This window comes from Lysinibacillus fusiformis (assembly GCF_003049525.1).
Lineage (GTDB): Bacteria > Bacillota > Bacilli > Bacillales_A > Planococcaceae > Lysinibacillus > Lysinibacillus fusiformis.
This window is the reverse complement of record NZ_PYWL01000002.1, coordinates 213,966-232,480: the sequence shown is the minus strand read 5'-3', so window position 1 is coordinate 232,480 and position 18,515 is coordinate 213,966. Positions and strand designations below refer to the sequence as shown.

At 38.7% G+C, this 18,515-nt stretch carries 14 protein-coding genes; 4 read left to right on the top strand and 10 right to left on the bottom strand.

The window, feature by feature from the left end; genetic code table 11:
- Window positions 1-79: 79 nt before the first annotated feature.
- Window positions 80-1,939 carry a multicopper oxidase family protein gene (locus tag C9J29_RS06020; protein ID WP_107921787.1) on the top strand — a complete coding sequence of 620 codons (1,860 nt, stop codon included), beginning with the start codon at window positions 80-82 and terminating at the stop codon, window positions 1,937-1,939.
- Between the two features lie 51 nt (window positions 1,940-1,990).
- Here C9J29_RS06020 and C9J29_RS06015 read toward each other — a convergent pair whose 3' ends face one another.
- Both C9J29_RS06015 and C9J29_RS06010 read right to left on the bottom strand, forming a co-directional pair.
- A complete protein-coding gene (locus C9J29_RS06015) occupies window positions 1,991-3,238 on the bottom strand; it encodes an MFS transporter (protein WP_008176514.1) in 1,248 nt (415 codons plus the stop codon).
- Window positions 3,239-3,428: 190 nt separating this feature from the next.
- Window positions 3,429-4,307 carry a LysR family transcriptional regulator gene (locus C9J29_RS06010; RefSeq protein WP_089985128.1) on the bottom strand — a complete coding sequence of 293 codons (879 nt, stop codon included), beginning with the start codon at window positions 4,305-4,307 and terminating at the stop codon, window positions 3,429-3,431.
- Between the two features lie 127 nt (window positions 4,308-4,434).
- Between C9J29_RS06010 and C9J29_RS06005 the strand changes: the two genes are divergently transcribed.
- On the top strand, window positions 4,435-5,607 hold the full coding sequence (locus C9J29_RS06005; RefSeq protein ID WP_089985130.1) for an MFS transporter: 1,173 nt from the start codon (window positions 4,435-4,437) through the stop codon (window positions 5,605-5,607).
- 240 nt (window positions 5,608-5,847) lie between these two features.
- Here the strand turns inward: C9J29_RS06005 and C9J29_RS06000 are convergent, their stop codons facing one another.
- From C9J29_RS06000 to C9J29_RS05965, 8 genes are all read right to left on the bottom strand, one after another.
- Window positions 5,848-7,083, bottom strand: a complete 1,236-nt coding sequence (locus C9J29_RS06000; RefSeq protein ID WP_089985131.1) for a M20 family metallo-hydrolase — start codon at window positions 7,081-7,083, stop codon at window positions 5,848-5,850.
- Window positions 7,084-7,246: 163 nt separating this feature from the next.
- Window positions 7,247-7,705 (bottom strand): nucleoside deaminase, encoded by a 459-nt coding sequence (locus C9J29_RS05995; protein WP_008176521.1) that lies wholly within the window; start codon window positions 7,703-7,705, stop codon window positions 7,247-7,249.
- 18 nt (window positions 7,706-7,723) lie between these two features.
- Window positions 7,724-8,674 carry a carbamate kinase gene (arcC, locus tag C9J29_RS05990; protein ID WP_008176523.1) on the bottom strand — a complete coding sequence of 317 codons (951 nt, stop codon included), beginning with the start codon at window positions 8,672-8,674 and terminating at the stop codon, window positions 7,724-7,726.
- Between the two features lie 2 nt (window positions 8,675-8,676).
- Window positions 8,677-10,155, bottom strand: coding sequence for a cytosine permease (locus C9J29_RS05985; protein WP_107921786.1), 1,479 nt, complete (start codon window positions 10,153-10,155; stop codon window positions 8,677-8,679).
- Window positions 10,156-10,186: 31 nt separating this feature from the next.
- Window positions 10,187-11,614 carry a YlbE family protein gene (locus C9J29_RS05980; protein WP_107921785.1) on the bottom strand — a complete coding sequence of 476 codons (1,428 nt, stop codon included), beginning with the start codon at window positions 11,612-11,614 and terminating at the stop codon, window positions 10,187-10,189.
- On the bottom strand, window positions 11,607-13,160 hold the full coding sequence (gene fdrA / locus C9J29_RS05975; protein WP_107921784.1) for an acyl-CoA synthetase FdrA: 1,554 nt from the start codon (window positions 13,158-13,160) through the stop codon (window positions 11,607-11,609). The genes C9J29_RS05980 and fdrA overlap by 8 nt, the downstream gene beginning before the upstream one ends.
- 2 nt (window positions 13,161-13,162) lie before the next feature.
- The gene (locus tag C9J29_RS05970; protein ID WP_107921783.1) at window positions 13,163-14,041 is read right to left on the bottom strand and encodes an oxamate carbamoyltransferase subunit AllH family protein; all 879 of its coding nucleotides are present in this window, start codon (window positions 14,039-14,041) and stop codon (window positions 13,163-13,165) included.
- Between the two features lie 31 nt (window positions 14,042-14,072).
- A complete protein-coding gene (locus tag C9J29_RS05965; protein ID WP_008176532.1) occupies window positions 14,073-14,681 on the bottom strand; it encodes an ankyrin repeat domain-containing protein in 609 nt (202 codons plus the stop codon).
- A 218-nt stretch (window positions 14,682-14,899) separates the two neighbouring features.
- On the opposite strand from C9J29_RS05965, the gene C9J29_RS05960 reads away from it, so the two are divergent.
- The gene (locus C9J29_RS05960; RefSeq protein ID WP_008176534.1) at window positions 14,900-16,618 is read left to right on the top strand and encodes a PucR family transcriptional regulator; all 1,719 of its coding nucleotides are present in this window, start codon (window positions 14,900-14,902) and stop codon (window positions 16,616-16,618) included.
- Window positions 16,619-16,752: 134 nt separating this feature from the next.
- Window positions 16,753-18,507 (top strand): ABC transporter ATP-binding protein, encoded by a 1,755-nt coding sequence (locus tag C9J29_RS05955; RefSeq protein WP_089985138.1) that lies wholly within the window; start codon window positions 16,753-16,755, stop codon window positions 18,505-18,507.
- Window positions 18,508-18,515: the final 8 nt, after the last annotated feature.

Sequence of the window (18,515 nt, the reverse complement as noted above, 5' to 3'; positions counted from 1 at the left end):
TTGTCCCAGTCAACTGTTGTTTTTACCCATATGATGTGATAACTAGGCATGTTAAGTAATTGAAAAGGGATGTGATGTTTTGAGTTTACCAATTAACCCTTCTGATCCAGCTACCATTCCAAAATTTGTAGATGCTCTACAGAAGCCGGTGACAGCAAAACCAAAGTACTGTAGAGGACAAAAGAAACATGATTATTACGAGCTAGTCATGATGGAGGGCGAGCACCGCTTTCACAAGCATTTTCCTAATACATTAATATGGGGGTACAACGGACTTTATCCAGGACCAACTATAGAAGCGACGAAAGATAAACCGATTTACGTTAAATATAGAAATCAATTACCACTACAGCACTTTTTACCAGTGGATTTTACACTACATGCCGCCAACGATTCCCAAGAGGTAAGAACCGTCACTCACTTACATGGAGCTAATGTGGATTGGGAGAGCGACGGTCATCCAGAGGCATGGTACACAAGAGATTATCGACATACTGGTCCAAAATTTAATAAAGAAATCCATGAATATACGAACCACCAGCCTGGTACTACAATGTGGTACCATGACCATGCTATGGCTTTAACACGTTTAAATGTCTATGCAGGCTTGGCAGGTTTCTATTTACTAAGAGATGCCCTGGAGGAACGTTCCAATTTACCATGTGGAGAATACGAATATCCTATTTTAATTCAAGATAAATCATTTAATGAGGATGGCTCTTTATTTTATCCTGATGAACCACCATTCCCAGTTACTGTACATCCTTCGATTACCCCTGGCTTCGTAGGTAACACCATTGTAGTCAATGGAAAGCTTTGGCCCTTTTTAGATGTTGAGCCTCGTAAATATAGATTTCGGTTCCTGAATGGCTCCAATCGAAGAGGCTATGTCATCAGCTTGTCAAATGAGCAGACTATGATGCAAATAGGCACAGATGGCGGTTTTTTATCAGCGCCTCAAGCGATTCAATCTGTAGAGCTGCTACCTGCTGAACGCACAGATATCATCATCGATTTTTCAGCTTGCGAGGGACAGGAAATCACCTTACTCAACACAGATACAGATTTTATCGATGAGCATACGAACGTCATTATGCAATTTAAAGTATCACTTCCCTTAAAATATGAGGATACGAGTGAAATTCCCGAGAGACTGGCAGTCACAATGGATTTACATCCACATCATGCACATATCGATAGACAGTTACCTTTGACAGCAACAACAGATGAATTTGGAAGACCTATGCTGTTATTGAACAACCGAATGTACCACGACCCAGCGACAGAAAAACCTTCCTTAGATAGTATTGAAGTTTGGAGTTTTATTAATACTACGCCTTTTATACATCCTATTCATTTGCATCTCATTCAATTTAAAATTCTTGAACGTCGGCCATTTGATTTAGAACTCTATCAAAATGAAGGAATCGTATCGTTTACAGGACCACCAGAGGAGCCTCGGGACTATGAGCGTGGTTGGAAAGATACGGTCAAAGTGGATGCTGGCAAAGTTACGAAAATTATTATGCAATGGAAGGATCATGTGGGGAATTACATGTGGCATTGTCACTTCCTTGAGCACGAGGACCATGATATGATGCGACCTATTCTTGTAATGAAGGATGTCCACGCTGTTCAACAGCCGCATGCTGAAATAGAACAGCCTACCCATCATGAGGCTACTATTACTAGTACTACGACAGCCCCTACCCCTACGACAAATACTACTAGTACGACACATCATAATGAGTCACCCGCACCATTATTAAATGCTTCTCAAATTCCTTTCACGGAGGAAGAAGAAATTGTGGATTCACTAGCAGAGGAGACTACACATATAGGAAATAATGATCAACATAGGCCCATCCTGCTTTTCCCAACTCCATCTACACGCACTGATACAAATAGACCTAGACCTCGTAGACCTAGAAGATTTTAGCAAGCCAATCACACAAAGAAAACTACCGTTTAAGTGGTAGTTTTTTTGTGTTCAAGCATGTATACGCCATAATCTATGCGTGAGTAGCGCCAAAAGCAGCATCATAACACAAATCATTAAAATCGGTATAAAGAGGTTGGCACGAAAGATCTCGAACAACAGTCCATAGCCCATTTGCCCAAGAGGTGCCATGCATTGTGAAACAGCCATCATGATCGCCATGACTTTCCCTAAATTTTCATTGGGTGTTTCCTTTTGCACAAGTGTCATTACGTAGATTGAAATGATCGTCATCATCATCGCCATCACAAGCGCACAACCGGTAAATAATAAGTATGAAGCATAATAGCCTATTTGAAGCATGGGCTGAATGACAGCAATGGCCATAGGAATCACCAAAAAAGCAGTCACCAATACCCAAATATATAGCCTGTTAATTTGGAGCTTTTTTGCGAAATAGCCCATCGATAATGCACCAAGTATGGTTGCAAAATCAATAATGCCCATCCCTATTCCGTACAACGAATCACTTACTTCTAACGTGACACGAAGGACGATCGGTACTCCTACGATAAAGAGCGGCGTAAATAATAAATTTAATAAGGCGGCCAGTACCGTACATTTTAAAATAAAGGATTGCTTCACAACATATGTAAATCCTTCTTTTATATCCTTGAATAACGTCATAACTAATTGTCCATCATCATCTCGTTTTACAAATGGAATAGTCATATACATTTCTACGATGGCTGTAACGAAAAATAATAGACCACTTACAAGGACCAGAATTTTGATGCCTAGTAACCCATAAAGAATTCCACCTAGTACTGGTGCAGCAACACCAGCCAAAGCCTGCACCCCATTCACGATTCCATTTGCCTGCTCAAGATGCTGTTCTCTTACTAATAACGGAATACTAGCCATGACTGCAGGTGAATACATAGCGCTAATGATGGACAGGAGCACCATAACTACGCCTATCCCTAACACTGAATGATATTCAGTCCATAATGTGAGATAGAATATCAAGACAACGACACTATTAATAACATCAAATAACACCATTAAATGCCGTCGATTAAAACGATCGGCAAGGGCACCACCGAATGGCGTAAGAAGAATAGGTATGCTTGAAATGGCAAATAGCACGGCAAAAAGATCGGCCCTGCCCGTCATATCTAAAACAAAAAGTGATAGCGCAAACCTTAATAAGGCAGAACCTAAAATAGAAATAATCTGACCAAATACAAGAATTTTAAAATCTTTCGAAAATCCTTTTTCCTTTACGAATGTGTCCATGTACTGTCTCCCCTTTAATAGACCGACTGTCGGTCATTATTTTTGTATAAAAAAAGTGTAGCAATAAGTTTGGATGTTCGTTGTGACTAAAACTTATACCACACTCTTTAGACCGTCTGTCGGTTTATAATTAGTATATGGGAACTCCCCCAAAAAAGGAACTTATATTTTTAGGAAGTTTTCAAAATCCTTATTCTTTTAAATATGCTTTTATTTGTTCTATAAAAGCTGTGGTGGCGTGACTTACATAGCGATCCACTCGGTAAATAATTGACAAACTTCGACTAGGAATAGCGTCTGTTAGACGAATGATACGTAAATCTGAATCATTCATTTGCTGAATTAATGGATAGGGCTGCACCGTAGCTCCTATATTTGCGCGTACTAGATTCATAATTGACGTAACAGAGCTTGTTTCAAGAATAGTATGGAGCTGGAAACCATGCTTTTTCACTGTCTCTTCGACTATTTCTCTTCCTAAAAAGCCTTCAGGATACATGACCAATGGAAGGTCTTTTAATTCAGCAATAGTGACCGCTTCTCGATGCGCCCATGGATGCTCCTTTGAAACCGTTACAACGTACTCCTCCTTTCGTAAAGGAATAATGACTAAACGATCATGGGGCTCAACATTCGTCCCAATACCTATATCCACTTCATTTTCAAGAACTTGCCTCATAATATCGATAGAAGCAAGGATTGTAAGCTTTACCCTAGGGAATTTTTGATGAAAATCAATGACAAGTTGTGTAATTCGATAGTCTAAATCAGATGGCATAATACCAACACGTATTTGACCACCTTGAACCTCTTGTAAATCTTTAATAGCACCTTTGACATTTTGTAGTGTATTAAGCATTGCAGTAGCATAGGTAAACAATAAGGCACCAGCCTCCGTCACCACTATTTTTTTGCCAATACGATCAAATAACGGCATTCCTAGCTCATCCTCAAGCACCCGTATTTGCTGGCTTAACGTTGGTTGAGAAATACCTAGCTTTTCAGCCGCTTTTGTAAAATGTAGCTCCTCACAGACTGCCATAAAATAGTGTAGATGACGTATTTCCATATGAATCACAACCAATCATAGTTTGTATCTATCATTGTAATAGTAATAATAGTATTGTCCAATCATTTATGTTGTTATAGACTTCAACTTAGGATTTATTTATTCAAACTTACGGAGTTGATATAGCATGAAAATGAAGCAAACGATTTTACCTATCATGGCCATTATTTTGGCTTCTTTAAATTTAAGACCTGTCATTACTTCCGTTTCACCTTTGTTAGGAACTATCCGAGAATCATTGCATATGAGTGCGGCAAGCGCTAGTTTATTAACGTCATTAGCTGTCTTATGTATGGGGTTATTTGCACCGATCGCGCTCAAGCTCGCTAATCGTTGGAGTATTGAACGAGCGATTGCCTATTCCCTCATATTAATTGGGCTTGCAACCACTTCAAGGTACTTTGCTTACTCTGCCTGGGTCATGCACGTTACAGCCCTATTTGCGGGTATTGGTATTGCCATTGTTGGTCCATTACTATCAGGTTTTATTAAAGCAAAGTTTGCAAACCCTTCTCGTATCGTCGGTATTTATTCACTCGCTTTAGTTGTAGGGGCTGCCTTAGGTTCAGGTCTATCCATCCCATTAAGCACCATTTTTCATTCTTGGCAAATCTCTGCAGCTTCCTGGGCTTTACTTGCGATCATCGCTTTGTTTTTTTGGTGGAAGCCTATCGAGCGGAAAACACACTCGACAAGTACTACAGGTAATAAAAATACCATCTCTATCAAGCAAATTTTAACAAGTGAAAAAGCTTGGCTATTAACAGGTTTTTTTGGTTTAATGGCCTTCATGTTTTATACGATTATGGCCTGGTTACCACCAATAGCTGAGCAAATGGGCTATAGCAAACATGATGCCGGAATGATGCTCACCCTATTAACGGTTGCCCAAATGCCTGCAACGTTTTTAGTCCCTATTTTAAATAACCGCTTCCAGCATCGAGCTGTTTGGCTAGTAGCTTGTTCATTACTTGAATTAATCGGTTTATCAATGCTGCTATTTTCCATTAACCCTTGGCTAAGCAGTGTCCTTATTGGCATTGGGGCAGGTGGCTTATTCTCATTAGGATTAACTTTACCAATAGATGAAGCCGAAGATATCCAAGAAGCTAGTTTCTTAGCGGCTATGACCCAATCTGTCGGCTTCGTATTTGCTGCTCTTGGCCCCCTATTTGTGGGCCTTGTAAGAGATTACACAGGGAACTTTACAGCTGCCATTATAGGCATGATGATAATCGTAATCGTCATGATCATGATCCAATTAAAAATTGGTAATCAGAAGCCCCATGCTACCCATTAAATTCATACGAAAAAGACGACTACATAATTAAAAGTCGTCTTTCTTCGAATGACCTCATTTCCTTCATTCCTAGAATCTTGTCCAGTCATTTTAAGGTGTGTCGCTTTAGTATTCGTTCTTTTACCCGAGTTTCTACTGACGATTAGCTGTCACCGCATACGCATCAGCTTAGGAAATTAAATAGGTATTACATGCCTGAACGACAAACCATGCTCCCGCTATTGTCTATCACGCATCATGCTAGATAATTATAGCGGATCTTAAAACCGCTTCTTCTAAAACTTCTATGCCTAATAAAATATCTTCAAGGTCTGTATGTTCATCAGGATGGTGACTTAAGCCGTCCACTGATGGGATAAAAATAAGGCCAACTGGTCCGAGTCTAATCATGTTCATTGAATCGTGTCCCGCACCACTTTGCATATATTGATAGGAGAGATTTTTATCTATACAAATACTTTCCAACCCTTTCATTAGACTATGTGAAAGTAGGACAGGCTCCTCCGAGCTAATGACTTTATAGTCAATAGCAAGCAGTCGCTTTTGTTGGACATTTGCGATGGCAGTATAGAATTGCTGAAGAACTCGATCCCTTGATTGTACTGAGGAGGAACGAATGTCGACTGTAAGCTCCACCTGTCCTGGGACAACGTTCATGGATCCTGCAACAACGTCTAAAATACCTACTGTTGCCACTGTTCCAAACTCTTGCTCGGCTATCGCTGCTTTCTCCAATTCTAATGCCAATTCTGATGCCCCTAAAAGTGCGTCCTTCCTCATATTCATCGGTGTTGTACCTGAATGGGAGGCTTTCCCGTTTAATGTCATTAATAAACGGACTGGTGCCGCCACCCCCGTAACAATTCCAATTTTTTTCTCATAGCTAATTAGCATTGGACCTTGCTCAATATGTAACTCAAAAAAGGCATGGAAACCTTCCCCTGCTCTATTTGCCTGATCCACACTACTAAAATCTAGCCCACAGTGGGCAAAAGCCTGTTCCATGGAAATGCCATCGCGATCTACGAGATGACGATATTTTTCTTTATCTATAAGCCCTGCCATTGCTTTACTGCCGACCGTTGATACACCAAAACGAGAAGACTCCTCACAGGCAAATGCAATAATTTCAATTGGATGCTTGGTCACGATTGACTTCTCATTTAATCGTTTGATTACTTCTAGGGCTGCCGTTACGCCAACAACTCCATCATACTTTCCACCTTGATAAACTGTGTCTAAATGAGAGCCCATGACTACAGGCTGTAATCCTGGTACTTTACCTTCTCTTCGAGCAATAAGATTTCCACATGGGTCAATATGAATTTGAAGATGTTCATCTTTACATAAACGAATGAAGGCATGTAAACAAGCCTGCTCTTCATTTGTATAAGCAACTCTCGTAATTCCTTTCTCACCTGAATTATATTGATTCATTTTATTTAGTAATTGTTGATAACGTTCTTTGCCAACCATGTAAACAACTCCTTCTTAAGAATTACGAAGATGAAAATCAAACCAAATTTGCTTTTGCCCTGTATCTATTTTAATTGTACCAATTATTTCATGCTTATTGGATGAAAAGTAGAAAAGGGATTCTCGAAAACGAGATCCCTACTCTAATCTTGATCATAGGCTATTATTTGCTATTAGCCATTTTGTTATTGAAATGATGGAATAGTGCATCACATTCTTCTGGCGTCTCCATTTTATGCATGTTTAGCACACTTTTATCTTTTCCAGTTAAGTAATCACGTATATGCATATCAGAGAAGCCATGTACATGAGCATCTTCTGCTGTATTGCAATAATGCACTTCTTTAATTCCTGACCAAATGATTGCTGAAACACACATCGGACATGGTTCACATGTTGCGTAGATGACACAATCGGATAAATCCATTGTGCCAAGCTTTTTAGAAGCTTCGCGAATAGCTACTATTTCTGCATGTGCAGTTATGTCTGTATCACGCATCATCGTATTTCCGACAACAGCGATGATTTCATCACCTCTTACAATCGTTGCACCAAAAGGTCCACCAATATTTTGATCGATACCGTCTTTAGTTTTGTCAACTGCTAATTGAATATAATCCATACCGTGATTCCCCCTATGTTAATTTATAATATGAGTACCCGCCTGATTATTGATTGCCTCTTTTAGACTCTCAGGATTTGTAATAATAACTCGGTGACCACCATTTTCTAAGAAGCTCAAACTTGCTTCGATTTTTGGTAGCATACTTCCTGGTGGGAATTGATTGTCTAAAACATGTTTCTTTGTTTCTTCAATTGTAATTTCTTCAAGTGCTTGTTGTTCTGGCTTCCCAAAGTTAATGAATACTCGTGGAACGCCTGTTGTAATAATTAATGAATCCGCATTTACTTGAGCTGCTAACAGACTTGTTGCAAAGTCTTTGTCAATAACAGCATCTACACCTTCGTAGATATTGTTTTCTTTTCTAATCACTGGGATACCGCCTCCGCCTACCGCGATGACTACATAGTCATTGTCAATAAGTGATTTGATTGCATCCTTTTCCACAATATCAATTGGTAGTGGTGAAGGCACCACACGACGATAACCGCGTCCTGAATCTTCTATCATTTTCCAATCTGGATGTTCCACTAACATAGCGTCCGCTTGCTCTTTCGTAAAGAATGAACCTACTGGCTTAGTAGGATTAACAAAGTTCGGATCATTTTCATTGATTTCCACTTGTGTAATCACACTAACTACCTTTTTATTAATTTGACGCTTCGCCAGTTCATTGATTAGGGCTTGTTGAATTAAATAGCCAATTCCGCCTTGTGTATCGGCAACACAGTTCACTAAAGGTACCGCTGGCATGCCAGATATTTCATTAGCAATTTCACTTCTTTGTAGCGTAAAACCTACTTGAGGACCATTGCCATGAGTGACAACCACTTTATAGCCTTCTTGAATCATATCTGCAATATGTTCGACAGTTTGAGCAACAGCTTCCTGCTGGCTATGAATAGATTCACTACCGCTATCTTTTACTAACGAGTTGCCTCCGATTGCTACAATTACTAATTTACTCACAACTACACCCCTACTTCATTTTCCACATTATTTTGAATTTTTTGGTTATTAAATCGATATAACACTGTATATAAAATGAACGATACGATTAGTCCGCTAAAGAAGGCGAAATCATTTAGCTTCACTAGGAAAGGCACACCTTTAAGGAAAGCACCTGACATTGGTAGCATAAAACTAATCAATAGCACGACACATGCTACGATGTTATAGCCAGATTTATAAGCCCCATTGTTACCGTCTTCCACATAAATTGTAGATAACTCAATTCGACGTTTACGTTCGATATAAAAACTAGACAACATAATGCCTGCAATTGGACCAAACATAGAGCCGATAAAACTATAGAAGAAGAATAAAGTTTCTGTACTAGATACTAGTTTCCAAGGCAAAATCATTGTTCCAACAATGGCTGTTAAAATTCCTGCTGTTTTTACTGTAAATACTTTAGGGAATAACGTTGTCATTTGTAATCCTGATGGTAGTAAATTACCGAATACGACAAATGAAGTTGCCCCAACATTTAATGCTAAAATTAATACAATAACAGAAAATGGATTTTGGATTTTATCGATTGCATCGACAATATTAAAAATTGGTTGTCCGAATGCAATTTCTGTCCCAGCTATTAAACTAATACAAGTGATGGCAAATAGTAGATACGAACCGATCATGCCAATAGATAAACCATAGACCATAGCTTTTGGTGACTTAGCTCTATTTGTAAAATCTGCAATATTAACAATTGGACCAGCCCAATTGGATACCAATGCGCTGACACAAGCAATAAATACTAGCGGACTTTCCATTTTTGTTGCCGGTGTGTATTCTAAAATTGGACCGATACCACCAGCAATATTGATTGCCCAAATCGCTGCGCCAATGATGAAAATATAAACGATTGGTGAAGAATATTTCCCAAAAACAGTGAGCATATTCATACCGCCTAAAAATAGTAAAACTGTAACTACCCATAAAATACTATAAGAAATCATTGTCGGAACATCTAAGCCAAAAAGAGTAAAGTCCCCACCAATAGACATATAGTTCGGAATAAATCTAGTGAATAAAACATTTAGAGATTGAGCCCCCACTACTGTGGTTGTACCAAAGAAAACAACCCCAGCAATTAATCCACGACATAACGCTGGAATAATGGAACCCTTTACTCCGAATGTATCTCTCAATAATATGGCAAATGGTATACCATATTTAGAGGCAGAATATCCATTTAAGGCGTAGCCTGCAGAAACAATCACTGCTGATAGCATGATGGCTAAGAAAACTTGATTAACAGATAATCCCAAGATAAAAAATCCTGCAACCGTCATATAAGACATAATATTGTGAACTGCACCCATCCAAACTGTGATGTAGTTAGTGATTCCCCAGTCTCTTTCCTGAGGACCCTTTGGTAATAGTTCTTCCGAATAGCCTAGTGCTCTATAGTCTTGATAGGACTGTTCAATTTTTGCATGTTCCATCTAAAGCTCCTCCTACTTATAGGAAGCGGGCTTAAGCCCACTTCTCACTAATTGTGATTAATGCTTTCTCAAAAGCTTCCATTGGAGGGTGAGTAATACCGGCACCAATCATACCAATACCCGCGTCTTTGTGTGCGATCGCTGTATTAATAATTGGAAGAATGCCAGTTTGAATTACTTTACGGATATCAATACCAGTAGCAATTCCCATGAAGTTTAATAATGGAATAGTAATGTTTTGGTTTTCAGTTGTCGTAATTTCTTTCATTTGGCGTGAATAACCAATTGCCTCATCCACTGTTCCACCTACTAAAGCAACGATTGCTGGTGCAGTAGCCATAGCGAAACCACCGATACCGTATGTTTCAGTAATTGCACTATCTCCAATGTCTAGACCTGAATCTTCTGGCTTATAACCAGCAAACATTGGTCCGATAACCTGTTGTGCAGGGCCAGTGAACCATGTGTTACCTGCCATCCCACTAATACGAACACCAAATTCTACACCGTTACGTGCCATTGTTGTCACAACCGTACTGTGCTCAATACCGTGTGCAGCATCTAATGCACATTTACAACAAGCCATCCATGTAGGACCTGAGAAATACTCACTACTTGCTACAAAATCAAATACTTCACGTTTCTGTTCAACAGGGTAATCTGTTTCTAAAATATAAGGTGTTAAAGCTTGAATGAGTAAAGCAGTACCTGCATTGTTACGGTTATGACACTCATCCCCCATATGAAGTGCTTGTGCGAGCATTAAACGAAGGTCGATCCCCTCTTTATTGAGCTTCATAGCGTCACGTAAAATTGGTCCTAAAACATCGCGCATCCATACTAAACGATCAATAACGCTGTCATCGTTTGCACCCATACGTAAAACTTTAGCCATTTGCTCACTTAAGTTTGTAAATGCACGATTACCGTATGTTTTATTTTCAACAATGTGCACAAACATGGAGGCAGATGTAACACCAGCCATAGATCCTACAGCGTTATGCTCATGACATGGTGAGAATACAATCTCTCCTGATGCTGCAACTTCCGCCGCTTCCTCAAGATCCTTTGCCAAGCCTTCGAAAATGATAGCTCCCATAACGGCACCTTTCATTGGACCATTCATGTTTTCCCATGTAATTGGAGGGCCAGCGTGTAAAATTGTTTTCTTCGTCATGCCTGGTACTACATTAATTGCTTGGTCGAAACCAATTAGAACCGGTTGAGAGTTAACAATTTTTTCGACTGCAAGACGGTTTGCTGCTTCAATTTTTTCAGCCAATTCAGTTTTATCGATTTTGTTTAGTGCCGAGATTATTTCTGGTTTCCCTCCACCTGGTGGTGACCATTCTAAGTGTGTAGCACTCGCATTTTGCGCTAAAATATCATTGTTAAAAAGTTCAATACCTACGTTAATTACGTTGATTTTACTAGTAAAAAGTTCATTAATCTTACTCATGATGATCTCCTTTCAAAACCATTTCTCTAGCCAGTAAGCCTGCATTTGTACTGCTGCTTGCATGTGTCACACCTGCATGGACTAATTTTTTCACTTGCTCTTCTAAACTTGGTTTATCTAAATCTGTTCCTAGAACATATCCAATAATCTCTAAGTGTCTGCCTTCTTTTTCTGCCAATTGTTTAGCCTCAACAATAGCCGGAAGCATAACACCAACTGGATCTTCATGTGAACCGAAGCCTAAAACGAAGTCCATTACAATGACACCAACCGATGGATCTTTTGCTTCTTGTAAGAAACGCTCAATACGAGAAGATGGGTCAATCATTGGGTGCGGTTTACCGTTAGTAAAGTCATCATCCCCAAAGTCTATGAAAGTATGTTCCTGGCTCACATTAATATCTCTTAATAGGAAGTCAGGATTTTTTTGGATATTGCTATATACATGATCGAATTTTTCCATTGCTAGATACATAGATTCATCACAAAGCGTTCCACCACAGAATAATCCACGGATATATTTTTGCTCTGGTGATAATTTAGCACGAACTTCTTCAATTAATGGAAGGTTCAGTGCACGTTTGTTAATGCCTGCTTCATCAATACCAGCAAGTAATACCGCTTGTAACGCTGCTTCTTTAGACGTTTTAGCGAAATGTCCGCCAGCTGCTATTACTGCTTCTTCATTACCACCGATAAAGTAAACAACTACAGGTTTGCTACACTCTTTAATTTGTGCTAATACTTTTTTCTCTACGCTAGCTTCAGGTGGCTTTGATACTAGAACGATTACTTTTGTCGCTTCATCGGCATCAAGAGCTTGGATACCATCCAGCATCATAATTCCGCCTACTTCTTTACTTAAATCACGGCCACCCGTACCGATAAGTTGAGTAATCCCACCACCGAAGTCATGAATACGAACGCTCACCTCTTGGCTACCAGTACCAGATGCTGCAACGATACCGATACTGCCTTTTCTTACAGCGTTTGCAAAGGCAAGCCCTATATTACTGATGATTGCTGTACCACAGTCTGGACCCATCATTAATAAGCCTTTGTCATGTGCTAATGTTTTTAATTCCACTTCGTCTTCGACGCTTACATTATCGCTGAATAACATAACATGTAAGTCATTCTCAAGAGCCTTGCGTGCTTCACGAACCGCAAAAGCACCATTCACAGAAATGACAGCAAAGTTTGCATCTGGGATACCTTGTGCAGCCGAATCAATCGTTGCATATTTAATATCGCTTTTTACTTGTGCTGAATTTTTATTTGTAAATAATTCCTCTACCGCTAAGTAAGCGCTTTCTGTTTCATCCGCATTAGCAGTTTTTACAATAATCATTAAGTCCCCTGCTGTTGCTTCTTCTACTTCAGGAGTCATTAAACCAACGTTGCGAATAACTCCCTTGTTCATTTCTGTACCCATACCAATAATGGCTTGCTCGACGCCTTCAATTTGATTCGCTTTTGTTGAAAGTGACATCAATGATACTGAATCAAAATATGTGTTTCGCTTAATTACGACTTTAATACTCATTATTATCCTCCTAATTTTATATTGGCTTCAAAGCCACATATAAGCCCTAAGGCGATATCTGTACCTGATGAAGAGCCGATGGCAAGTACCTTTTTCAGTGCTTCGATCGCTTCACCTTCCGTGCCAGATAGCATGGCAGAGACAAATGCTTGAATAGATTCCCTAACCTGTCCATATGCAGCCTTGTTCAATGTTGTGTAACTAATATCATTGGTTAAAGGCTTCATCAATTTGATGACGCTTTCACACAATGGCTGATAAATAGAACACGGACTCTGTTCTAAATGGATGACCGTCAATAATCCAACTAAAAAGTCATCACCTGATGGCGTTAACCCTGGCCCCAAGCCCACTAAATCAAGTGCATACTGCTGAAAATTATCAAAACGGCGATTACATAATTCTTCATGGAGTAATGCTGTGCGCTCTTTTAGCAATCTCGAAGTTTCTGCCTCAAATGCACTAACTGGTGAATCACTGCGCTTCATCCCCCCACTTTTCCCATATATATCAATAAACTGTTTCACTTGAACGATATTCTGTTTTATCGTTGCCATGTCTAACGGGAAAATAGGTAGATGACACTGCCAAAGAGCGGCTGTTTCTATCGCAATTGTTAATTTATCTTCTATTAATAATTGGTGATGCTTCATCCTTACTTGGTCATCTTGGATTATGTGCAAATTGTCCAAAGTATCAAGATCAATGACAAGCGTATTAGGAGCATTATCCATAGCTTTCGTTGCAAGAGTAAAAATTTCATCATTTGCTGCACTGCGAATATTTAATGCATGCTTAAATACACTATGAACCGTTCCCGTAAACTCCGTCTCAACTAATTGCTGAAGGAAATAGTTATCACCAGATTTAGCGTGTATCATATGTACACCTCTTTAAGTCGTAGGATTGCTACTATTTTGCCCCAGCTTCTAGTAAAATGTTTTCAATAGCCGTAAATCCTTTTTCTCTAGCGATTGCTAGTGGAGTCACTCCATATTGATCGACTAATTGTGTGTCTGCACCATGCTCTACTAATAAACGAACAATTTCTTGTTGCTTCTCTCCACCATCATTCAAAAGGATTGCTTCAATTAATGGTGTCCAACCACAAATATTTGTATGATTAACATTAATATCTGTCGTTGTCACAAGCTCACGAACTACCTCAACAAATCCTTTCTCACTTGCTGGGTGAACACCTACTCCACCAAAACGTGTTAGACGTTCCAAATCTGTGTTTGCTTGGAGCATTATTTTCACAAGCTCTAATTTTCCATTAATACAGCCATATAAAAATGGATTTAAACAAATTTGATCTTGAAGGTTAATATCTGCCCCTTCTTGTATTAGAAATTTCACCGTTTCTAATTGATCGCTCATGGCAGCAAGTAAAATGGCTGTTCGCTTTTGCTTATTGCGAGCATTAATATCTACACCTTGTTGTAAAAAACGTTGCAAAGTATCTATATCTCCCGCTTCAGCTGCCGCTAAAAATTCTGAGATGATAATTGTATCTTCCAATTTCTTTCATTCCTCCATTTTCCCGACCTATTGTTCATTTCAACTAAAGGGAAATGAATCGCGAGAATGTTAGTTTTTTCACATTCCCGTCTTACATGCTTTATTTTATTCTCTTATGCCCTATATATCATTGTTTAGCAATACCAAAAAGAATGGAGATGATTTGGGCAATATGTACAATTTTTTGTGATAAGATTATGGCAAAGGAGTGAAATCATTTGCTAACAATTAAAGATTTATTAGAAATTAAGGCTTTGGAGGGAATTAAAATTGTTGCGGGAGAGCAAGGCATTCACAATAAAATATCACTTGTGAACATTATCGAGAATCCCGATGCATTTGATTGGCTAACACCGAATGAATTATTATTAACAACCGGTTATATCTTCCAAGATGATGAAGAACTACAAAATAAAATTATCCAAGAACTGTCCAAAGTCAATTGTGCGGGCCTCGTCATTAAAATGAGACGTTATCTCCAAAAAACACCTCAAAACATGATTGATATTGCCAATCAATATGGATTACCTTTATTGGAGTTACCTTATAACTACATCTTATCCAAGGTCATATCGATTATTAATGAAAAGGCATCTGGTCGCTATGACTTATTAAATCGAAAATCATTGGATATGCACAATACATTGTTTAAGGTGGCACTGGAAGGAGGAGGCATCGAATCGATTTCCTCAAAATTAGCGGAAACCATTAATAATCCTATTATCTTTTTAGATCAGGATTGGAATTTACTCCATTTCACTGATCTCGATGTCAATCCTGTCCCACTTGCCTATGGCATCGACCTAAAAAAAAATCGTCCGACTTTTTCAAAGGAATTTATCGATTCCATTCCTAAGGATCTCAATGAGATGCAAAAATTGATTACAAGAAATTATCATTTAGAGGATCTTACTGTAAAATGCAGAATTCTCCCTGTAGCAGTAGCCAATTATATTTACGGCTATATCGTCATTTGGCAAACCGTTCATGATCTCAATGAATTTGATTATATTGTTTTAGAGCAAGCCTCCACAATCGTGGCATTAGAGAGGATTAAACAGAAGGAAATTGAGGATGTCCGACTTAAAATCAAACAGGAGTTTTTTGATGATTTATTAACGGGAAAAATCACATCTAGCGAGACGCTTCAAACGCTCTGTGACCTTCATGGCTTAAATGTCCATTATAAATATTACTGTATTGTAATCTCTATGATCCGTGATAACCTGCAGGATCATCATGATTTAATTTCTCGAAAGTACGAATCCGATAATATTGCAAAAAAATGTATGAATTTAATCTATAAACACTCTAGTACCGTCAATGGTGAAATTACATGCCTTTATCGAAACCAGCAAATTATTGTGTTGGTGGGACAACAAGAAGGTAAGCAAGATATGACTGTTAATGAAACGAAACAGTATGCTGAGGAAATTCTGCAATTATTAAGTCAGTATCAAGCAGAAACTTCCTTTTTGATAGGTATTGGAAAAGAATATAAACAAATTCGTTACGTTCATAAAAGCTTTGCCGAGGCACACGAAGCTCTCCGTCTTATGCACCGATTCGAGGAAAGCGGAGCAGTGGCCCATTTTGCCGATCACTCCATCTATCACTTTTTAGATTCGAATATTAATGAGGTTCAATTAAAAGACTTTTTCTTAGAGAGCTTAGGGACTGTCTTTGAGCATGATTTATTACATGGGACGAGCTATTTAATTACATTGGAAAATTATTTTATTTATCATATGAATATTAGCGAAACCGCTAAGGAAATGTTTATTCATCGCAATACATTAATTTATCGTATCGAAAAAATTAAAGAGATTTTAAAGACCGATTTAAAAAGCTATGAAGAGCTATTACAAATACAATTAGCTCTAAGAATTTATCGACTACTCGGTAAGTCTTTATACCATGATGAGTTTGCTGACTAGTCCTATTTAAAAGGTGATGATGAATTGCACATCACCTTTTATTTCATTTCATATTCAGTTCATAAACACATGCTATAGTAAAAGCCATAGGAACGACATACGTTGTTTGACGATATTGAAGGAGGCTTATTTCTTTGCAAGAGACATCAAAAGAAACTACTAAAAAACCAGATTGGCGTCGTTTTATACAATTAGTAAAACGAGCTGAACCACCTATTTGGCTCCTAGTTATAGCTTTAATTATGAGTTTAGCAACTACGGGCGTAGGTTTTATCGTCCCATTATTTACAAAACAATTAGTGGACGGCTTTTCATTAGAATCGCTTAATTATTGGCAGATCATTTTGCTTGGTATTGCTTTTATCGCCCAAGCCATTGCAAGTGGATTATCTATCTATTATTTAAATCGTGTAGGTCAACATGTAGTAGCAAAATTACGTGATCAACTTTGGCGCAAGCTACTGCATTTACCCATCCCCTATTATGATGAAAACGATACAGGTGAAACATTAAGTCGTGTAACAAATGATACAGCGGTCGTAAAGGAGCTCATTACAGAGCATCTAGCAAACTGTTTATCGGGTGTTATTTCTATCATCGGTTCCATTATCATTCTCTTATTCCTAGATTGGAAAATGACATTAGTGATGTTAATCGCTGTCCCACTAGCGATGGTTATTTTAATGCTGCTAGGAAAACGCATGTTTGTGATTTCTAAAGGGATGCAAGACGAAACCGCTAAGTTTACTTCGGTATTAAACCAAGTTTTACCTGAAACACGTTTGGTTAAAGCTTCTAATGCGGAGCAAATAGAATATGAGCGTGGGAAAAAGGGCATTACGAACCTCTTTAACTTTGGCTTAAAAGAAGCTAAAATCCATGCGCTTATTTCACCCTTAATTTCATTCGTTCTAATGTCAGTTCTCGTCGCTATTATTGGCTATGGAGGCGTGCGCGTTTCCTCTGGTGAGCTGACAGCTGGTGATATGGTGGCATTTATTTTATATTTAATCCAAATCATCATGCCCATGACACAATTAACGATGTTCTTTACGCAACTTCAAAAAGCAATGGGTGCCACTGAACGCATTAGTGAATTACTGGACCACGAAGAGGAACATATTGAAGAAGGCATTACTGTTGAAAAAATAGATCAACCGATTTATGTTAACCATGTTGATTTTTCATATGGTGAGGAGCCGATTTTATCCGATATTAACTTCACAATAGAGCCAGGCAAAGTAACGGCCATTGTAGGTCCAAGTGGTGGCGGTAAAACAACCACATTCTCCCTGTTAGAACGATATTACCAGCCAACTAGCGGTAATATTACGCTAGGAGAAACGCCAATCGAGACATTTTCACTTCACTCATGGCGTAGTCAAATTGGCTATGTGGCTCAAGAAAGTGCCCTGCTGTCAGGAACAATTCGAGAAAATATTTGCTATGGTGTTGACCGTGAAGTGCAGGATGATGAGCTAGAAAGAGTAGCTAAAATGGCTTATGCTGATCAATTTATTAACGATCTTCCCGATAAGTTTGACACAGAAGTAGGCGAAAGAGGCATCAAGCTTTCAGGGGGGCAACGTCAGCGTATTTCTATTGCCAGAGCGCTACTACGGAATCCACAAATTTTAATGCTCGATGAAGCTACATCAAGTTTAGATAGTAAGTCAGAAATTTATGTACAAAAGGCGTTAGATAATTTAATGCAAGGTCGCACAACTTTAGTTATTGCTCACCGTCTTTCGACGGTAGTCGATGCCGATCAAATACTATTTGTAGAAAAAGGACATATTACAGGTTGTGGTACACATGAATCACTCTTTGAGACGCATGCCATGTATCGTGAGTTTGCCAAGCAGCAATTACGAATTAAAGAGGACTAACGAAGGGA

What these genes read in the sequence shown, in the direction of transcription:
- C9J29_RS06015 (WP_008176514.1), bottom strand. Translation starts at nt 3,238, where the DNA reads ATGGACACATTCGTAAAGGAAAAAGGATTTTCGAAAGATTTTAAAATT.
- C9J29_RS06010 (WP_089985128.1), bottom strand. Translation starts at nt 4,307, where the DNA reads ATGGAAATACGTCATCTACACTATTTTATGGCAGTCTGTGAGGAGCTA.
- C9J29_RS06005 (WP_089985130.1), top strand. Translation starts at nt 4,435, where the DNA reads ATGAAAATGAAGCAAACGATTTTACCTATCATGGCCATTATTTTGGCT.
- C9J29_RS06000 (WP_089985131.1), bottom strand. Translation starts at nt 7,083, where the DNA reads ATGGTTGGCAAAGAACGTTATCAACAATTACTAAATAAAATGAATCAA.
- C9J29_RS05995 (WP_008176521.1), bottom strand. Translation starts at nt 7,705, where the DNA reads ATGGATTATATTCAATTAGCAGTTGACAAAACTAAAGACGGTATCGAT.
- C9J29_RS05985 (WP_107921786.1), bottom strand. Translation starts at nt 10,155, where the DNA reads ATGGAACATGCAAAAATTGAACAGTCCTATCAAGACTATAGAGCACTA.
- C9J29_RS05980 (WP_107921785.1), bottom strand. Translation starts at nt 11,614, where the DNA reads ATGAGTAAGATTAATGAACTTTTTACTAGTAAAATCAACGTAATTAAC.
- fdrA (WP_107921784.1), bottom strand. Translation starts at nt 13,160, where the DNA reads ATGAGTATTAAAGTCGTAATTAAGCGAAACACATATTTTGATTCAGTA.
- C9J29_RS05970 (WP_107921783.1), bottom strand. Translation starts at nt 14,041, where the DNA reads ATGATACACGCTAAATCTGGTGATAACTATTTCCTTCAGCAATTAGTT.